Origin of the sequence: Kineococcus sp. G2 (assembly GCF_037154035.1) — a bacterium.
GTDB lineage: Bacteria > Actinomycetota > Actinomycetes > Actinomycetales > Kineococcaceae > Kineococcus.
In genome coordinates this window covers 1-15,676 of the sequence record NZ_JBBBEM010000075.1, presented here as the reverse complement: position 1 = coordinate 15,676, position 15,676 = coordinate 1, and the positions used below count along the sequence as shown (strand labels likewise).

The 15,676-nt window shown below is 76.3% G+C and carries 17 protein-coding genes and 1 pseudogene; 9 read left to right on the top strand and 9 right to left on the bottom strand.

Annotated features, from left to right (window positions below; all coding sequences use genetic code 11):
* The first annotated feature begins 241 nt into the window (after positions 1–241).
* Positions 242–616: a VOC family protein gene (locus V9U69_RS11970; protein ID WP_337062046.1), complete on the top strand. Its 375-nt coding sequence runs from the start codon at positions 242–244 to the stop codon at positions 614–616.
* Positions 617–631: 15 nt separating this feature from the next.
* Here the strand turns inward: V9U69_RS11970 and V9U69_RS11965 are convergent, their stop codons facing one another.
* The 5 genes from V9U69_RS11965 to V9U69_RS11945 all read right to left on the bottom strand — a co-directional run bounded on the left by V9U69_RS11965 (position 632) and on the right by V9U69_RS11945 (position 4,744).
* On the bottom strand, positions 632–1,666 hold the full coding sequence (locus V9U69_RS11965) for a zinc-binding dehydrogenase (protein WP_442907745.1): 1,035 nt from the start codon (positions 1,664–1,666) through the stop codon (positions 632–634).
* A 1-nt stretch (position 1,667) separates the two neighbouring features.
* Entirely contained in the window at positions 1,668–3,074 is a 1,407-nt protein-coding gene (gene purB / locus V9U69_RS11960; protein ID WP_337062044.1) for an adenylosuccinate lyase, read from the bottom strand.
* Positions 3,075–3,138: 64 nt separating this feature from the next.
* Positions 3,139–3,339: a DUF2945 domain-containing protein gene (locus tag V9U69_RS11955; protein WP_337062043.1), complete on the bottom strand. Its 201-nt coding sequence runs from the start codon at positions 3,337–3,339 to the stop codon at positions 3,139–3,141.
* A 41-nt stretch (positions 3,340–3,380) separates the two neighbouring features.
* Positions 3,381–3,968, bottom strand: a complete 588-nt coding sequence (locus tag V9U69_RS11950) for an MOSC domain-containing protein (protein WP_337062042.1) — start codon at positions 3,966–3,968, stop codon at positions 3,381–3,383.
* The gene (locus V9U69_RS11945) at positions 3,965–4,744 is read right to left on the bottom strand and encodes a fructosamine kinase family protein (protein ID WP_337062041.1); all 780 of its coding nucleotides are present in this window, start codon (positions 4,742–4,744) and stop codon (positions 3,965–3,967) included. The genes V9U69_RS11950 and V9U69_RS11945 overlap by 4 nt, the downstream gene beginning before the upstream one ends.
* A gap of 149 nt (positions 4,745–4,893) precedes the next feature.
* Here V9U69_RS11945 and V9U69_RS11940 point away from each other — a divergent pair, with 149 nt between their 5' ends.
* Both V9U69_RS11940 and V9U69_RS11935 read left to right on the top strand, forming a co-directional pair.
* Positions 4,894–5,187: a hypothetical protein gene (locus tag V9U69_RS11940; RefSeq protein ID WP_337062040.1), complete on the top strand. Its 294-nt coding sequence runs from the start codon at positions 4,894–4,896 to the stop codon at positions 5,185–5,187.
* Complete coding sequence (locus V9U69_RS11935; protein ID WP_337062039.1) at positions 5,184–6,788, top strand: hypothetical protein; 1,605 nt, start codon at positions 5,184–5,186, stop codon at positions 6,786–6,788. The genes V9U69_RS11940 and V9U69_RS11935 overlap by 4 nt, the downstream gene beginning before the upstream one ends.
* 28 nt (positions 6,789–6,816) lie before the next feature.
* Here V9U69_RS11935 and V9U69_RS11930 read toward each other — a convergent pair whose 3' ends face one another.
* Positions 6,817–7,350, bottom strand: a complete 534-nt coding sequence (locus V9U69_RS11930) for a flavin reductase family protein (protein ID WP_337062038.1) — start codon at positions 7,348–7,350, stop codon at positions 6,817–6,819.
* A 195-nt stretch (positions 7,351–7,545) separates the two neighbouring features.
* Between V9U69_RS11930 and hisC the strand changes: the two genes are divergently transcribed.
* Positions 7,546–8,640, top strand: a complete 1,095-nt coding sequence (gene hisC / locus V9U69_RS11925) for a histidinol-phosphate transaminase (protein ID WP_337062037.1) — start codon at positions 7,546–7,548, stop codon at positions 8,638–8,640.
* A 10-nt stretch (positions 8,641–8,650) separates the two neighbouring features.
* On the opposite strand, the gene V9U69_RS11920 is transcribed toward hisC, so the two are convergent.
* Positions 8,651–8,998, bottom strand: coding sequence for a hypothetical protein (locus V9U69_RS11920; protein WP_337062036.1), 348 nt, complete (start codon positions 8,996–8,998; stop codon positions 8,651–8,653).
* A 137-nt stretch (positions 8,999–9,135) separates the two neighbouring features.
* Here V9U69_RS11920 and pdhA point away from each other — a divergent pair, with 137 nt between their 5' ends.
* From pdhA to V9U69_RS11900, 4 genes are all read left to right on the top strand, one after another.
* On the top strand, positions 9,136–10,287 hold the full coding sequence (pdhA, locus tag V9U69_RS11915) for a pyruvate dehydrogenase (acetyl-transferring) E1 component subunit alpha (protein ID WP_337062035.1): 1,152 nt from the start codon (positions 9,136–9,138) through the stop codon (positions 10,285–10,287).
* Positions 10,287–11,270: an alpha-ketoacid dehydrogenase subunit beta gene (locus tag V9U69_RS11910; RefSeq protein ID WP_337062034.1), complete on the top strand. Its 984-nt coding sequence runs from the start codon at positions 10,287–10,289 to the stop codon at positions 11,268–11,270. The genes pdhA and V9U69_RS11910 overlap by 1 nt, the downstream gene beginning before the upstream one ends.
* A gap of 79 nt (positions 11,271–11,349) precedes the next feature.
* Complete coding sequence (locus tag V9U69_RS11905; protein ID WP_337062033.1) at positions 11,350–12,717, top strand: dihydrolipoamide acetyltransferase family protein; 1,368 nt, start codon at positions 11,350–11,352, stop codon at positions 12,715–12,717.
* A gap of 63 nt (positions 12,718–12,780) precedes the next feature.
* The gene (locus tag V9U69_RS11900) at positions 12,781–13,536 is read left to right on the top strand and encodes a ZIP family metal transporter (protein ID WP_337062032.1); all 756 of its coding nucleotides are present in this window, start codon (positions 12,781–12,783) and stop codon (positions 13,534–13,536) included.
* A gap of 15 nt (positions 13,537–13,551) precedes the next feature.
* On the opposite strand, the gene V9U69_RS11895 is transcribed toward V9U69_RS11900, so the two are convergent.
* Positions 13,552–14,493, bottom strand: a complete 942-nt coding sequence (locus tag V9U69_RS11895; protein WP_337062031.1) for an SDR family oxidoreductase — start codon at positions 14,491–14,493, stop codon at positions 13,552–13,554.
* 61 nt (positions 14,494–14,554) lie between these two features.
* On the opposite strand from V9U69_RS11895, the gene V9U69_RS11890 reads away from it, so the two are divergent.
* Positions 14,555–15,520, top strand: a complete 966-nt coding sequence (locus V9U69_RS11890) for a helix-turn-helix transcriptional regulator (RefSeq protein WP_337062030.1) — start codon at positions 14,555–14,557, stop codon at positions 15,518–15,520.
* Positions 15,521–15,578: 58 nt separating this feature from the next.
* On the opposite strand, the pseudogene V9U69_RS19330 reads toward V9U69_RS11890, so the two are convergent.
* Positions 15,579–15,676 (bottom strand): annotated as a pseudogene (locus tag V9U69_RS19330) (HpcH/HpaI aldolase/citrate lyase family protein); the annotation flags it as partial.

Here is a 15,676-nt window from a genome sequence, read left to right as displayed (position 1 = left end):
TGGTGAGGGGGGTGCAGGGCCTTTCCTGCGTTCACAGGGTTCTTCCGCAGCGGGAGCGGTGCTGTTAGCGTCGAGGGTGAGCCCCGGATGGGCGGACGTGCAGGAGGTGCACCACCCCGGTTGGCGCAGGGATCGACGACACCTCGTCTCCCTCGCGTTCGCGGACCACATGACGTCGATGGCGACCGTCGTGCCGCCGTGCCGGGTTCCCACCAGGGTTCGACTCGGAGGGAGCCCCGCCATGCCTGCCAGCTTCAACCACACCATCATCGCCGCCGTCGACCGCGAGGAGTCGGCGCGGTTCTACAGAGACCTGCTCGAGGCGCTCCCCGCACCGAGCTGGGGTGCGTTCACCAACCTCCTGCTGCCCGACGGCGTGCTGCTCCAGTTCGCCGAACCACCCGTCGACATCCAGATGCAGCACTACGCGTTCCTGGTCGACGACGACCTCTTCGACCGGGCGCTCACGCTGCTGTGCGAGCGAGGTGCGACGTACTGGGCCGATCCACGACGCACCCGCCCGGGAGAGACGAACACCGAGCACGGCGGCCGCGGCTTCTACGTCATGGACCCCGCGGGGCACGGCGTCGAGCTGATCACTCGCCCCTACCTGTGACGCCGGGCGCGGTGATCAGGGTCGCAGCACGGTGATGCCGGCGGTCCCCGGACGCTCCAGCTCGCTCAGCGCCCGGGGACCAGCCTCCAGCGGGAGCTCCCGGCCCACCAGGCGTCCCAGGGGAAAGGCGCCCGACATCACCAGCGACATCAGACGCGGGTAGTCGTGAGCGGCCATGCCGTGGCTGCCGAGGACCTGCAGCTCCAGCGCGATGACGCGGTCCATCGGCACCGAGGGCCGCCCCACCGCGGCCGGCAGCAACCCGACCTGCACGTGACGGCCCCGGCGGCGCAGGCACCGCACCGACGCCTCGCACGTCACCGGTGAGCCCACCGCGTCGATCGACACGTGGGCGCCACCACCGGTGAGGTGCTCGACCGCGGCCGCGACAGGGCCGTCGGCGGGGTCGACCACGTGCTCGGCGCCGAAGGAGGTGGCCAGTGCCCGCGCAGCCGGGGACAGGTCGGTGGCCACCACCCGCGCGCCCGCCGCGGCGGCGACCGCCACGGCCGACAGGCCCACACCGCCGCACCCGTGCACGGCGACGAACTCGCCGGGGCGCACCCGCCCCACGTCCGAGACCGCCCGGAACGCCGTCGCGACCCGGCAGCCCAGCGCCGCGGCCGCGCTGGTGGGCAGGTCTGCGCGCAGGCGGACCAGGTTCACGTCCGCGTGGTCCAGGGCCACCAGGTCGGCGAACGACCCCCAGCCGGTGAAGCCGGGCTGCGTCTGCGCGCGGCACACCTGCTGCTGCCCCGCGGCGCACTCCGGACAGGTGCCGCAGGCCGTGACGAACGGGGTGGTGACCCTGTCCCCGGGACGCCAGCCGCGCACGTCCGCACCGACCGCCACGACGGTGCCGGCGAGCTCGTGCCCGGGCACGTGCGGGAGCACCACGTCCTCGTCGTGGCCCTGCCAGGCGTGCCAGTCGCTGCGGCACACCCCCGTCGCCTCGACGGCGACGACCACCCCGTGCGGGGCGGGCGCGGGGTCGGGGACCCGCGTCAGGCGCGGAGGAGCCCCGAACTCCTCGACGAGGACCGCACGCACCTCAGTCGGCGGGCCGGTCCAGCGCGTCCACCAGCGCGGAGGCGTCACCGGTGTAGTCCCCGGGGGTGAGCAGCGACAGGCGCGCGGCCTCGCCGTCGGGCAGCCCGAGACCCGCGACGAACTCACGCAGCTTCGCCTGGTCCACCTTGCGGCCGCGGGTGAGCTCCTTGAGCCGCTCGTACGGCTCGGGCAGGCCGTGCACGCGCATCACCGACTGCACCGCCTCGCCGAGCACCTCCCAGGTGGCGTCCAGGTCGGCGGCCAGCGCCTGCGGCACCGCGTCCAGGCCGGCCAGGCCCTTGCGGACGTTCTCAATCGCCAGCAGGGAGTGGCCGAAGGCGACGCCGATGTTGCGCTGCGTGGAGGAGTCGGTGAGGTCGCGCTGCAGGCGCGAGGTCGTCAGCGTCTCCTCCAGCACGCGGAACAGCCCGCCCGAGACCTCCAGGTTCGCCTCGGCGTTCTCGAAGCGGATCGGGTTGACCTTGTGCGGCATCGTCGAGGAGCCGACGGTGCCCTGGCCGCGGACCTGCGCGAAGTAGCCGTAGGAGATGTACGTCCACACGTCGGTGCAGAGGTTGTGCAGCACCCGGCCGAAGCGGGCGACGTCGGCGTACAGCTCGGCCTGCCAGTCGTGCGACTCGATCTGCGTGGTCAGCGGGTTCCACGTCAGGCCGAGGGACTCCACGAACGACTTCGAGACCGCCGGCCAGTCGGTGCCCGGCACGGCGGCCCGGTGGGCGGCGTAGGTGCCGGTGGCGCCGTTGAACTTGCCGAGGAACTCCGCGCGCGCCACGCGGGCCAGCTGGCGGCGCAGCCGGTGCGCCAGGACCGCGAGCTCCTTGCCGAGCGTGGTGGGGGTGGCGGGCTGGCCGTGGGTGCGGCTGAGCATCGGCAGGTCGCGCAGCTCGTGGGCCATGCGCGCCACGTCGTCGGTGAGGGCGGTCGCGGCCGGCAGCCACACCTGCTGCACCGCGTCGCGCACCATGAGGGCGTAGGAGAGGTTGTTGATGTCCTCGCTGGTGCAGAACAGGTGCACCAGTTCGGCGACGTCGGCCAGCGAGGTGCCTTCGAGGCGCCGCTTGATCCAGTACTCCACGGCCTTGACGTCGTGGACGGTGACGCGCTCGATCTCGGCGAGCTCGGCCACGGCCGCGGCGTCGAAGCGCAGCGGCAGCGCGCGCAGCAGCGCGACCTCGTCGTCGGTGAGGCGGCGCACGCCCGGCACGACGTCGTGCGTGCCGAGGTGGATGAGCCACTCGGCCTCGACGTGGACCCGTCGGCGGTTCAGCGCCGCCTCCGAGAGGTGCTCGGCCAGCGGCGCGACGGATCGGCGGTAGCGGCCGTCGAGGGGGCCGAGGGCCGGTTCTCCGAGGCTGGCGGGGGCGAGGTCCACGTCGGCTGCGGTCACGGCGCCATGGTCCCACGGTCGCGGGTACCGCCCGCCCCGCCCGTCCGCCCGCCGGCCGCGGACGTCAGGCCTCCTCGACCGAGGACTCCTTGTGCGCGGCCCGCTTGCCGCTCTTGTCGCTCTCCACGACGACCTGCGGGTCGTCCTCCGAGGCGCGGCGCTGCTTGCCGTCCAGCTCGAAGTCGTCGGTCTCCTTCGAGACCACCTTCCCGGTCGTCTCGCCCTGCGGGGTGTTCCAGCTGACGTGGTCGCCCTCGTTCACCATGGCTCCAGCCTGCGCGGTGCTCGCCGGGGGCGCACCCGGGGTCAGGGCAGGGGGGTGCGGCGCAGGACGGCCTCGCCGGCGCGGGTGGGGTCCAGCGGCACCGGCGAGCGCAGGGTGCCCGGTCCGCGGGACAGGCGACCGCCGGTCACCGGGGTGCAGCGCAGGCCGCCGCGCCCGCGCAGCGCCCGGTGCGTCCCGTCGGCGACCACGCGGTCCATCCAGGCGCACGGGTTCGCCGGCCGCCCGCCGCGGAAGCGCACCGTCCCGGCGGTGGTGACCAGCTCGAACTCGTGCCCGCGCAGCGGGTCCAGCTCCGCGCCGCGCACGACGAGGTTGCGCCGCGCCAGCAGCGGGTCCGGCGGGGCGGGCAGGCCCAGGTCGGCGGCGACCGCCTCCCACGCCTCGACCGCGAGGAACGTCACGGCGGCGTCCATGTGGGCGGCCTTGCCGAAGAAGCGGTCCCCGCGCAGGCCCTTGCCGGCCACGACCTCCACCTCGTCGAGGTCGTGGGTGGGCACGTCGGCGGCACCGTCCCGCGGGCGGCCGAAGTAGGCGTGCTCCGGGGAGACGAGCAGGTGCAGCAGCTCCACGGGGTGCTCGAACGGCAGCGCGAGGGGTGCGGCGTTCACAGGGCCAGCGCACGCTCGGCGGCCCGCACCGCCTGCGTGCCGTAGCCGCCGCCGAACAGGGCGGCGTGCACGAGCAGCGGGTGCAGCTGGTGCAGCGGCACCCGCTCGCGCCAGCCGTCGGCGGTGCCGGCCGCCTCCGCGTACGAGGCGAGCACCCGGTCCAGGTGGGGCAGCCCGAACAGCGCCAGCATCGCCAGGTCCGTCTCGGGGTGACCGCCGTGGGCGGCGCAGTCGATGAGCACCGCGCCGTCGGCGGACCACAGGACGTTGCCGGACCACAGGTCGCCGTGCAGGCGGGCGGGTCGTCCGGCACCCGCCGCGAGGGCCTCGTCGCCGTCCGCGAGCCGCGCGCAGACGCGCTCGACGAGCGCGGCACCCGCGGCGTCCACAGCCCCGCTGTCGCGGGCGGTGCGCAGGTACGGCTGCAGGCGCCGGGTCGCGTAGAAGACGCCCCACGGCTCGGGGGCCGGGCTCGCCGGCAGCGGCAGCGACGCGATCCAGGTGTCGCCGGCGACCCCGGGGGGCGGTGCGCCGAAGCGGTCGGCGCCCGCGGCGTGGGTGGTGGCGAGGTCGCGCCCGAAGGACTCCGCGGCCGCCGCCGTGGGGGGCACCTCCTCGACCCGGTCGAGCACGAGGGCGTCCGGGCGCACCTCGCGCACGGGGCACACGGCTGCGCCGTCCGCCTCCGCCAGCCACGCCAGGCCGGCGGCCTCGGCCGCCAGCGCTCCCGGCGGTGCCGAGCCCGCCCGCTTGAGGAACTCCCGTGCGCTGCCCACGTCCCCATGCTCGCCCGGTGCTCCACACCCCGGCCACCGGGCCGGTCCTCCACAGGGGGTGCGCGTGCGGCCGGTGCCGGTCGGGGGCCGCCCTAGCGTCCCGGGGCGGGACGAGCACCGGCCGCAGCCGGCCGGAGGAGGAGGTGCGCGTGGCAGCGGGACTGGGCGATGAGCGGTTGGGGGAGCTGGCGCGGGAGGCCGCCCGGACCGGCGCCCGGGTGCGGGAGGTCCACGCCCGGCTCGCCGGGGTCGCCGGTGTCGAGTGGGACGGTGCGAGCGCCGCGGCGTTCCGCTCCCGCCTGGAGGAGTTGGCCCGCGGCGCCGCGGCCGTCGCCGCGGCGTGCGAGGAGGCCGCCGGCCGGCTCGCCGCCCACCGCGACGCGGTCGTGGCGCTCGGGGTCGCGACCGCCCCCGGTGCGGGACCCCTGGCGGGTGCGGTGTGAACGGCGCCCTGGACGTCAGCGCGGGCGCCGTCGCCGTCGACCCGGACGTGCTCGACGCCGCCGCCGGTGTGCTGGCGGGGGCCGCGGCCGACGTGGCGGCGTGCGGCACGGACCTGGCGGGTCTGGCGCTGGACCCCGCGCTGCTGGTGAGCGTCCCGCTGGCGCCGGCCACGGGGTTGCCGGCGGCGCGGGCCCTGGGTGAGCTGCTGCTGGGGCCGGGGGCGGCCGCGCCGCTGGCGGCGCGGGTGCTGCTGCTGGCGGGGCTGCTGCGCACGGCGTCGCTGCGCTACAGGGTGGGCGAGGAGACCGTGGCGGCCGTCGTGCAGGTGGCTCGGCGCGCCGCCGCCGAGGTCGTCGTGGAAGCCGCACCGGCGCTGGTGGCCGGGGCCGCGGGCGTGCTCGCCGCCGACGTGGCGCTGCGCACGGCGCAGGCGCAGGACGTGGTGCTGGTGCGGGCCCTGGCTCAGGTCGCGGCCACGGGCGCGGTGGACCTGGAGGCGCTGGCGGTGATCGCGGCGGAGGAGCACGGTGCCGTCGACGACCGCGTCCGCGCCGACGTCCAGCGGGCGGGGCTGCTCCTGGCGCGGCACCCGTGGCTGGTGCAGGAGGCCGTCGCCACCGCGCCGGCGGTGCTGCGGGCCGCGTCCGTCCAGGTGCCCGTGCTGGGGGCGGGGCTCACCGTGCTCGCCCCGCAGGTGCTGCGGCCGGACGCGGGGGCGACGGAGCTCGCCGGGGCCTTCACGGCCCTCGGGGCGCTCGGGCCGCTGTTCCGCGAGACGCCGGTGCGGGTGGTTCCCGCCGCGCCGCGGGCCGTGCCGACCCGGCCGCCGCGGGGCATCGCGGAGGTCCTCGACGGGGTGGCGCACCAGTCCACCGGCTTCGCCCCGCACGGCCGGGCGGGCTCCGTGGGGGACCGGATGCCCCCGGCCGGCACGCCGGAGCCGGGCACCGTCCGGCTGGAGCGGGTCACGGGTGCGGACGGGCGGCGGGCGTGGATCGTCGAGGTGCCCGGCACGCAGGACTGGACACCGCTGCCGTCGGCCGGCGGCACCCCCATGGACCTGACGACCAACCTGCGGGCCGTGGCCGGTGAGCCCACCGCCACCGCCGCGGCCGTCGCCGAGGCGATGCGGCGGGCCGGTGTCGGGGCGGGGGAGCCGGTCATGCTGGCCGGGCACAGCCAGGGCGGTCTGACCGCGGCGTCGCTGGCCGCCGACGAGGCGTTCCGCGCCCGCTACCTCGTCACGCACGTGGTCACCGCCGGGTCACCGGTGGACGGCATCGAGGTGCCGGCGGAGGTGCGGGTGCTCTCCCTGGAGCACACCGGGGACGTGGTGCCCGCGCTGGACGGGCGGGCCGCGCAGGCGTCGGCCTGGCGCACCGTGGTGCGCCGCGACGTCGGGGAGGACCCGGACTTCGCCGCGGACGTCGCGCGCGACCCGCTGACGTCCCACGGGTGGCGCACGTACCTGGACACCGCCGCGCTGGTGGACGCCAGCACCGACGAGGCCCTGGTGTCCTACCGGTCCTCCGCGGCCGCCTTCCTCGACGCGCCCGGTGCGCGCGTCGACGTCTTCGACTACCGGGCGGAGCGGTCGTGAGCACCCCGCCGGGGCCGGCGGTGGGTGGTCAGGGAGCGCTCCGCGGGGTGAGGGCGCGGAAGGAGGAGCCGTGCCAGACGAGCGGCTCGGTGTCGGGGACGGTGCCGGTGCCGTGCACGCGCAGCAGGACGACGTCGTGGTCGCCGGCGGGGACCTCCGAGTGGACGCTGCACTCCATCCACACCGGTGCGCCGTGCACGAGGTGGGCGCCGTCGGGCGTCGTCGTGGTGGTGATGCCGGCGAAGCGGTCGGCCGCCCTCGAGGCCAGCTGGCGCGCCGCGCCGTCGTGGGCCTCACCGAGCACCGACACCCCCAGGCGCGGTGCGGTGCGCAGCCGGGGCCAGCTCCTGGAGGTGTGCTGCACGGCGAACAGCACGAGCGGCGGGTCCAGGGAGATGCCGACCTGGAAGGAGGAGGCCACCAGCACCACCGGTTCCCCCTCGACGACCGCGGAGATCGCCGCCACCCCCGAGGGGAACAGGGCGAACGTGGAGCGCAGCGCCGAGGGGTCGTCCTCGACGTCGACCATCTCCGGGGTCGGCTCGGTGCTGCCGTCGCGCATGGTGACCGTCCAGCTGCTCGTGGTGGGCGTGGGGTGCTCGCGCGGGCGGCGCCGCGGCCGGCCGGGGCGCCGCCGCCAGGTGACCGTACCCGCGCCCCGGCGGGCGTGCCCGTCACGGGCCCGGCGGGGGCGGGGCCGGGGTGGTGGGACGGGAGGTCCGGCCCGGGTGCCGCGGCCCGGTCCTAAGCTGACCGCGTGCCGACCTCCAGCGCTGCCGAGCTCCTCCCGCGCCTGCGGGCGCACGTGGCGCGGGTGCCCGCCTACGTGGCCGGTCGGCCCCCCGCCGTGCGCGAGGGGGTGGAGGTCTTCAAGCTCTCCTCCAACGAGAACCCGTACCCGCCGCTGCCGAGCGTGCTGGTGGCGATCACCCGGGCGGCCGCGGAGGTCAACCGCTACCCCGACCCGGCGTCGCGGGCGCTGCTGGAGGCGGTGGGGGAGCGCTGGGGCGTGGCGCCCGAGCAGCTCGTGGCGGCCACCGGCAGCGTGCGGCTCCTCGCGCAGCTGGTGGAGGTCACCTGCGACCCCGGCGACGAGGTCGTCTTCGCGTGGCGCTCGTTCGAGGCGTACCCCATCGCCGCGAGCGTCGTCGGTGCCGTGCCGGTGCCGGTGCCCCTGACGGCCGACGCCCGCCACGACCTGCCCGCGATGCTCGCGGCGATCACCGAGCGCACCCGGCTGGTGCTGCTGTGCTCCCCGAACAACCCCACCGGACCGGCGATCCGCTCCGGGGAGCTGGCCGACTTCCTCGCGCGGGTGCCCGGGGACGTGCTCGTGGTCCTCGACGAGGCATACCGGGAGTTCGTGGACGACCCGGACGTCCCGGACGGCGTGGACCTGCTGGGTGCCCACCCGAACGTCGTGGTGCTGCGCACCTTCTCCAAGGCGTACGGGCTGGCGGGACTGCGCGCCGGGGTGGCCGCGGCGCACCCCGAGGTGGCTGCGGCGCTGCGGCGGGCGGCGACCCCGTTCGGGGTGTCCGGCATCGCGCAGGCGGCGGTGGTGGCGTCCCTGCAGCGGGCGGCCGAGGCCGAGCTGATGGAGCGGGTCGCTGCGCTGGTCGCCGAGCGGCACCGGGTGGCCGACGGTCTGCGCGAGCAGGGCTGGGACGTCCCCGACGCCCAGGGCAACTTCGTGTGGCTGCCGGTGGGCGAGCGCACGCCCGCGCTCGTGGACGCCTTCGGCGTCGAGGGGCTGTCCGTGCGCGGCTACGGCACCGACGGGGTGCGCGTCACCGTCGCCGAGACGGCTGCGAACTCCCGCCTGCTCGACGTGGCGGCGCGCCTGCGCTGACGCGCCGGTCTCAGCCGGGTGACCGCACCGCCGCCGTCCCCGCCTCGGCCCGGCGGCGGCGCTTGTCCTCGTACATCGCCGCGTCGGCCCGCCGCAGCAGGGCCTCGTGGTCCACGGGCGCCGCCGTCCCCGCCACCCCGACGCTCGCCCCGACCCGGGCCGTGGTCCCGGGCAGGTGCACCGGTCGCCGCAGCGCCGCGCGCAGCAGCTCGTCGTGGCGGCGGCGCTGCTCGGCGGCCAGGTGCGCGGTGGTGCGGCGCTCCCGGGCCGCCAGGCGGGTGAGGTTCAGGAACGTCGACAGCGACAGGGTCATCAGCACCATCGCGATCACGTGCGACAGCGCCACCGGCAGGGTCATGCGCACCCGTCCGGCGCGGCGCACGTCTCGTGCGCGGACCTACCCTCGCGTAAGGTACGCACCCGTAACGTACGGAACCGTAGGTTCGTGCGGGGCGTCGAACCGCCACGAGGACCGGACCACGACAGGAGGAGCGCGTGACCGACGCAGCGGTCGGCCCGGCCCGGGCCCGCGCCGGGGAGATGGTGCAGCTGCTGGACGCCACCGGCGCCCGCCGCCCGCACCCGGACCACGACGTGCACCTGGAGCCCGCCGAGGCGCTGGAGGTGCTGCGGGACCTGGTGCTGCTGCGCCGCCTGGACGCGGAGGCCGAGGCCCTGCAGCGGCAGGGCGAGCTGGGCCTGTGGGCGGGCAGCCGGGGTCAGGAGGCCGCCCAGGTCGGTGCCGCGCGCGCCCTGCGCCGCCAGGACCACGTCTTCCCCAGCTACCGCGACCACGGCTTCCTGCTGGCGCGCGGGGTGGACCCGCTGCACCTGCTGAGCCTGTTCCGCGGTGTCGACCACGGCGGGTGGGACCCGGTGGCGCACGGGGTGCACCCGTACACGCTCGTGATCGCCGCGCAGATGCTGCCCGCCGTCGGCTACGCGATGGGCGTGCAGCGCGACGGCGCGGTCGGCACCGGCGACCCCGCGCGCGACACCGCCGTCGTCGCCTGCTTCGGCGACGGCGCCACCAGCCAGGGCGAGGCGGCCGAGGCGCTGAACTGGGCGGCCGTCTACAACGCGCCCGTGGTGTTCCTCTGCCAGAACAACCAGTGGGCGATCTCCGAGCCCGTGCGCCGGCAGTCGCCCGTGCCGCTGCACCGGCGCGCCGAGGGTGCCGGCATGCCCGGCGTCCTCGTCGACGGCAACGACGTGCTGGCGGTGCTCGCGGTGGTCCGCTCCGCGCTGGAGCGCGCCCGCTCCGGCGGTGGCCCCACGTTCGTCGAGGCGTACACGTACCGGATGGGCGCGCACACCACCGCCGACGACCCGGGCCGCTACCGCGACGCCGCGGAGGTGGACGCCTGGCGCGAGAAGGACCCGATCGACCGCTTCCGCGCCCACCTGCGCGTCGAGGGCGTGCTCGACGACGCGTTCGAGGAGCGGCTGGCCGCCGAGGCCGACGCCTTCGCCGAGCGGCTGCGCGCCGGGGTGCGGGACATGCCCGACCCGGAGCCCGCGTCGATGTTCGAGCACGCCTACGCCGAGCCGCACCCGCAGGTCGTGGCCGAGCGCGACGAGTTCCTCGCCGCGTGGGCCCGCCACGAGCAGGACGAGCAGCACGCCACCGCCGGGAGGGACCGCTGATGGAGCGCATGCCGATCGCCAAGGCGATCAACGCCGGCCTGCGGGCCGCGATGGAGCGGGACCCGCGGGTCCTGCTGATGGGCGAGGACATCGGCCGCCTCGGTGGCGTCTTCCGCGTCACCGACGGCCTGCAGAAGGACTTCGGCGAGGACCGCGTCCTGGACACGCCGCTGGCGGAGGCCGGGATCGTGGGCACCGCCCTCGGCATGGCGCTGCGCGGGTACCGGCCGGTGTGCGAGATCCAGTTCAACGGTTTCGTGTACCCCGCGTTCAGCCAGATCGTCACCCAGCTGGCGAAGCTGCGGGCGCGCTCGCGCGGGCGGCTGTCCGTGCCGGTGGTGATCCGCATGCCCGCCGGCGGCGGCATCGGCTCGGTGGAGCACCACTCCGAGAGCCCCGAGGCGCTGTTCGCGCACGTCCCCGGCCTGCGCGTGGTGTACCCGTCGAACGCGCACGACGCGTACTGGACGGTGCAGCAGTCCATCGCCTCCGCCGACCCGGTGCTGTTCCTGGAACCGGAGCGGCGCTACTGGGAGAAGGGCGACGTCGACACCGCCCTGGCCCCGGGCGAGGTGACGCCCCTGCACCGCGCGCGCGTGCTGCGCCCCGGCACCGACGCCACGCTCGTGGCGTACGGGCCCACGGTGAAGCCGGCGCTGGACGCCGCCGCCGCTGCCGCCGAGGACGGCACGCAGCTGGAGGTCGTGGACCTGCGCTCGATCTCCCCGCTGGACGTGGACACCGTGGCGGAGTCGGTGCGGCGCACCGGCCGGCTCGTCGTCGTGCAGGAGGCGCCGCTGTCGCACGGCACCGGCGCGGAGCTCGCCGCGCAGGTCACCGAGCGGTGCTTCTACTCCCTGGAGGCGCCCGTGAAGCGGGTCGGCGGGTACCACCTGCCGTACCCGGCGGCGCGCGTGGAGGAGCACTACCTGCCCACGGTGGACCGCGTGCTCGACGCCGTGGAGCAGGCGCTCGCCGCCTGAGGCGCCCGCCGCGCCGACGCCCCGGGAACTCCCGGGGAAACCCGGAACCAGCGAAACCCGAAGAACCCGAAGGGGACCTGTGCACCAGCGGTTCGCCCTGCCCGACGTGGGCGAGGGACTCACCGAGGCCGAGATCGTGTCGTGGAAGGTGCGGGCCGGCGACACCGTCGCCGTGAACGACGTCCTCGTCGAGATCGAGACCGCCAAGTCGCTCGTCGAGCTGCCCAGCCCGTACGCGGGAACCGTCGTGCAGCTGCTGGTCGAGGAGGGCAGCACCGTCGACGTGGGGGCGGACATCGTCGTCATCGGCGACGCCGCTGCCGAGGCTGCCGGCGACGCCGCCGCCGAGGCTGCCGGCGACGCCGAGCCCGCCGGCGCGTCCGGGCCCGCGGGGCCGTCCGAACCCGCCGGTGCACCGGGACCCGCCGCGGCGACCGGGCCCGGTGGGCCGGCGGACGAGGAGTCCTCGGGCGCGACGCTCGTGGGCTACGGGACCCGGGAGAGCACCGCCCGCCGCCGCCGCGCCTCCCCGCGGGACGAGCAGCCGGAGCAGCCGCGGGTCCCCGCCACCGCGGCGGGCGGTCCCGTGCTGGCCAAGCCGCCGGTGCGCAAGCTCGCCCGCGACCTCGGCGTGGACCTCGCCGACGCCACCCCCACCGGGCCCGGTGGGACCGTCACCCGCGCCGACGTCCTCGCCCTGGTCCCCTCCGCCCCCGCGGAACCGGGCCGGCGCGAGGATCGGCACGAGCGGGAGCGGCACGTGCCGATCCGCGGCGTGCGCAAGGCCACGGCCGCGGCGATGGTGGAGAGCGCGTTCTCCGCCCCGCACGTGACCGTGTTCACCACGGTCGACGCCACCCGCACGATGAAGCTGGTGCGCCGCCTGAAGGAGGACCCGGAGTTCGCCGGGGTGCGCGTCTCCCCGCTGCTGCTGGTGGCGAAGGCGCTGCTGGTGGCGGTGCGGCGCAACCCCGACATCAACGCGACCTGGGACGGGGAGAACCAGGTCATCGTGGTGAAGAACTACGTGAACCTCGGGATCGCGGTGGCCACCCCGCGCGGCCTGCTGGTGCCGAACGTCAAGGACGCCGACGAGATGACCCTCAAGCAGCTCGCCGTCTCCCTCGGCGAGGTGGCCGGCCGCGCCCGCGACGGCAAGGCGCAGCCGGCCGACCTGGCCGAGGGCACCATCACCATCACGAACGTCGGCACGTTCGGCATCGACACCGGGACCCCCATCCTCAACCCGGGGGAGGCTGCGATCCTCGCCGTCGGCAAGATCGCCCAGAAGCCGTGGGTCCACAAGGGCAAGGTGAAACCCCGCTACCTGGCGACGCTGAGCCTGTCGTTCGACCACCGCATGCTCGACGGGGAGAGCGGCTCGCGCGCGCTCGCGGACATCGCCGCGGTGCTGGAGGACCCCGCGCGGGCGCTCACCTGGAGCTGAGGAGGTTTCCCCGGGTCCCCACCGGGTAGGTGCTCCCCTCGGGGGACGACGAGGGGAGCGGGGATGCCGGGCTGGCTCGAAGCGGGGCTGTGGGGGTTGCTGGGCGGTGCCGCGCTCGTCATCGGCGCCGCGATCGCGTGGTTCGTGCGGGTGCCGTCCCGCGTGGTCGCCGGTGTCATGGCGTTCGGGGCGGGCGTGCTCATCTCGGCGCTCGCGTTCGACCTGGCTCAGGAGGCGGCGGACGAGGGCGGTCTGCTGGCCACGACGCTCAGCTTCCTGGCCGGTGCCCTGGTGTACGTGGCGGCGAACGCGGTGCTGGACCGCCACGGCGCCCGGCACCGCAAGCGTTCCGGTGACCAGCAGCCGTCGGAGTCGCAGCAGGGCGGCAGCGGGGCGGCCATCGCGATCGGGGCGCTGCTGGACGGCATCCCGGAGTCGGTGGTGCTGGGGGTCGGGTTGCTGGGCGGTGGCGGGGTGAGCACCGCGGTCGTCGCGGCGGTGTTCATCTCCAACGTGCCCGAGGGCCTGTCCAGCGTGGCGGGCATGAAGAAGGCCGGGCGCGGTGCGGGGTACGTGTTCGGGGTGTGGGGCGGCATCGCCCTCGTCAGCGCCCTGGCCGCCGCCCTCGGCTACCTGGCGCTGGGCAGCGCGTCGCCGCAGCTCATCGCCGGCATCACGGCCCTGGCCTCCGGGGCGATCCTCACGATGATCGCCGACACGATGATCCCGGAGGCGTTCGAGCGCACCCACGTGCTGACCGGGCTCATCACGACGCTGGGTTTCCTCGTCGCGTTCACGATCAGCCGCCTGGGAGCCTGACCGGCGCGACGGGGTTCAGCGGTACCCGGTGGTGTCCGCGGGGCGGCCGGCCAGCAGCACCTCCGTCACGTACCGGTACCCGTCCGGGCGGCTGCCGTCGACGTCGTCGATCCCGTACTCGCGCGCCAGGGAACCGGAGTCCAGGGTGCGGCCGGAGAACCTCGAGCGCTGCTGGTCGGCGGCCAGCGCCGCCACGCACCGGCCCGTGAACACCGGTGACTCCGAGATCGCGAAGTGCGGTTCCTGCTCCAGCGCATCGCGCCAGTTCTCCTCGGTGACGCCGAACGTGTCCAGCATCGCCTCGGAGCGCAACCAGCCGGGGGTCAGCGCGACGGCGGTGCACCCGTGCGGGGCGGTCTCGGCGGCCAGCGCCACCGCCTGCGGGTGCGAGGCGGCCTTGGCGACGTGGAACGCCAGGGTGGTGCCGGTGCGGTAGCGGGAGTTGTGCTCGGCGGTCCCGTCCGTCATCACCACCACGAGGCCACCGGGTTCCCGCAGCAGCAGGGGCAGCAGCGCGTGCGCGGTGACGACGTGCGACTCGATCCCCAGCCGCAGCATCCGCAGGCTCGCGGCCAGGTCGTGCTCCCACACCGGTGCCCCCCACGTCATCAGGTGGTCACCGCCCCACACCCCGTCGACGAGGACGTCGAGGCGGCCGTGCTCGGCGTCCACCCGCGCGGCCAGCGCCCGCACCTGCGCGGGGTCGAGGTGGTCGCAGCGCACCGGCACGCCGCGGCCGCCGGCGTCGTCGACGAGGGCGGCGGTCTCTTCGATGGTCTCGGGGCGGTCCACCTCGGAGCGGCCGGCGGCGCTGGAGCGCCCGCTCACCCACACGGTGGCGCCGGCTCGGCCGAGCTCGACGGCGGTGGCGCGGCTCGCGCCGCGGGTGCCGCCCGCCACGAGGGCGACGCGGCCGGTCAGGTCGGGAGGGGTCCAGGGGGTGCTCTGCTCGTCCACGCGGCCACCTTCGCGCGCAACCCCGACAACCGCCGTCAGGGTTTCCGGGCACGATGGTCGCGTGCGTTCCGAGCGGCTGGTGGCCCTGCTGTTCCAGCTCCAGCGGCGCCGGGCGGCGACGGTGCCGGAGCTGGCCCGCGAGCTCGGCGTGTCCACGCGCACCGCCCACCGGAACGTCGCCGCGCTGCGTGCGGCCGGCGTGCCGATCTGGAGCGAACCCGGGCGCGGTGGCGGGGTGCGGCTCGTCGACGGCTGGCGCTCGCACCTGGACGGGTTGACCTCCCGGGAGGCGGTCGCGCTCCTCGCCTTCAGCGCGCCGCGCGAACTGTCCGCCGTGGGGCTGGGCGGGGCGGTCGCGGCGGCGCACGCCAAGGTGGCCGCGACCCTGCCGCACGAGCTGCGCGAACGGGCCGGTGCCCTGGCGCAGCGGTTCCACCTCGACGCACCCGGCTGGTTCCGCGCCGAGGAGGACACCCCGGAGCTCGCGGTGCTGGGGCGGGCGGTGTGGGAGCAGCGGCCGGTGCGCCTCGCGCACGGCCCGGTGGGCGAGGGTGCCGAGAGGGTCCTGGAGCCACTGGGCCTGGTCCTCAAGGCCGGGGTCTGGTACCTGGTGGCGTCCTCGCGGGGCGAGGTGCGCACCTACCGGGCCGCTCGCGTCCGCGAGGTGGAACTCCTGCCGGGGCGTTTCGAGCGGCCGCCGGGTTTCGAGCTGGCCGCGTGGTGGGCGGCGTCCTCGGCGCGGTTCGCGCGTTCGCTGGGGCGGGTGGCCGTCACCGCGCGGCTGTCCGCGCGGGGGTTGCGGGCCCTGCCGCCGGTGCTCGGTGAGGCGGTGGCGGCCGAGGCGCTGGCGGGGGCCGGGGAACCGGACGCCGCGGGCTGGTGGACGGTGCGGTTCGCGCTGGAGGAACCCGCGGTCGCGGCCGGGCAGCTGCTGGCGCTGGGCGCGGACGTGGTGGTCGTGGAACCGGCGCAGGTGCGCGAGGAGCTCGCGGCCCTCGCCCGGCGCGTTCTCGAGGCGCACACCTGACCCCTCGGGGGTGCTCGGTGGACGGGGCGGGCGGCCGTGGGGCCGCCCGCCCCGCGCGTCACAGCGGCTGGATGCCGAACGCCTCGGCGAGCTCGAGGATGCGCCGGGCGCGGCCCAGGCGCGGCAGGTCGGAACCGTCGCGGACCACGCCGCCGC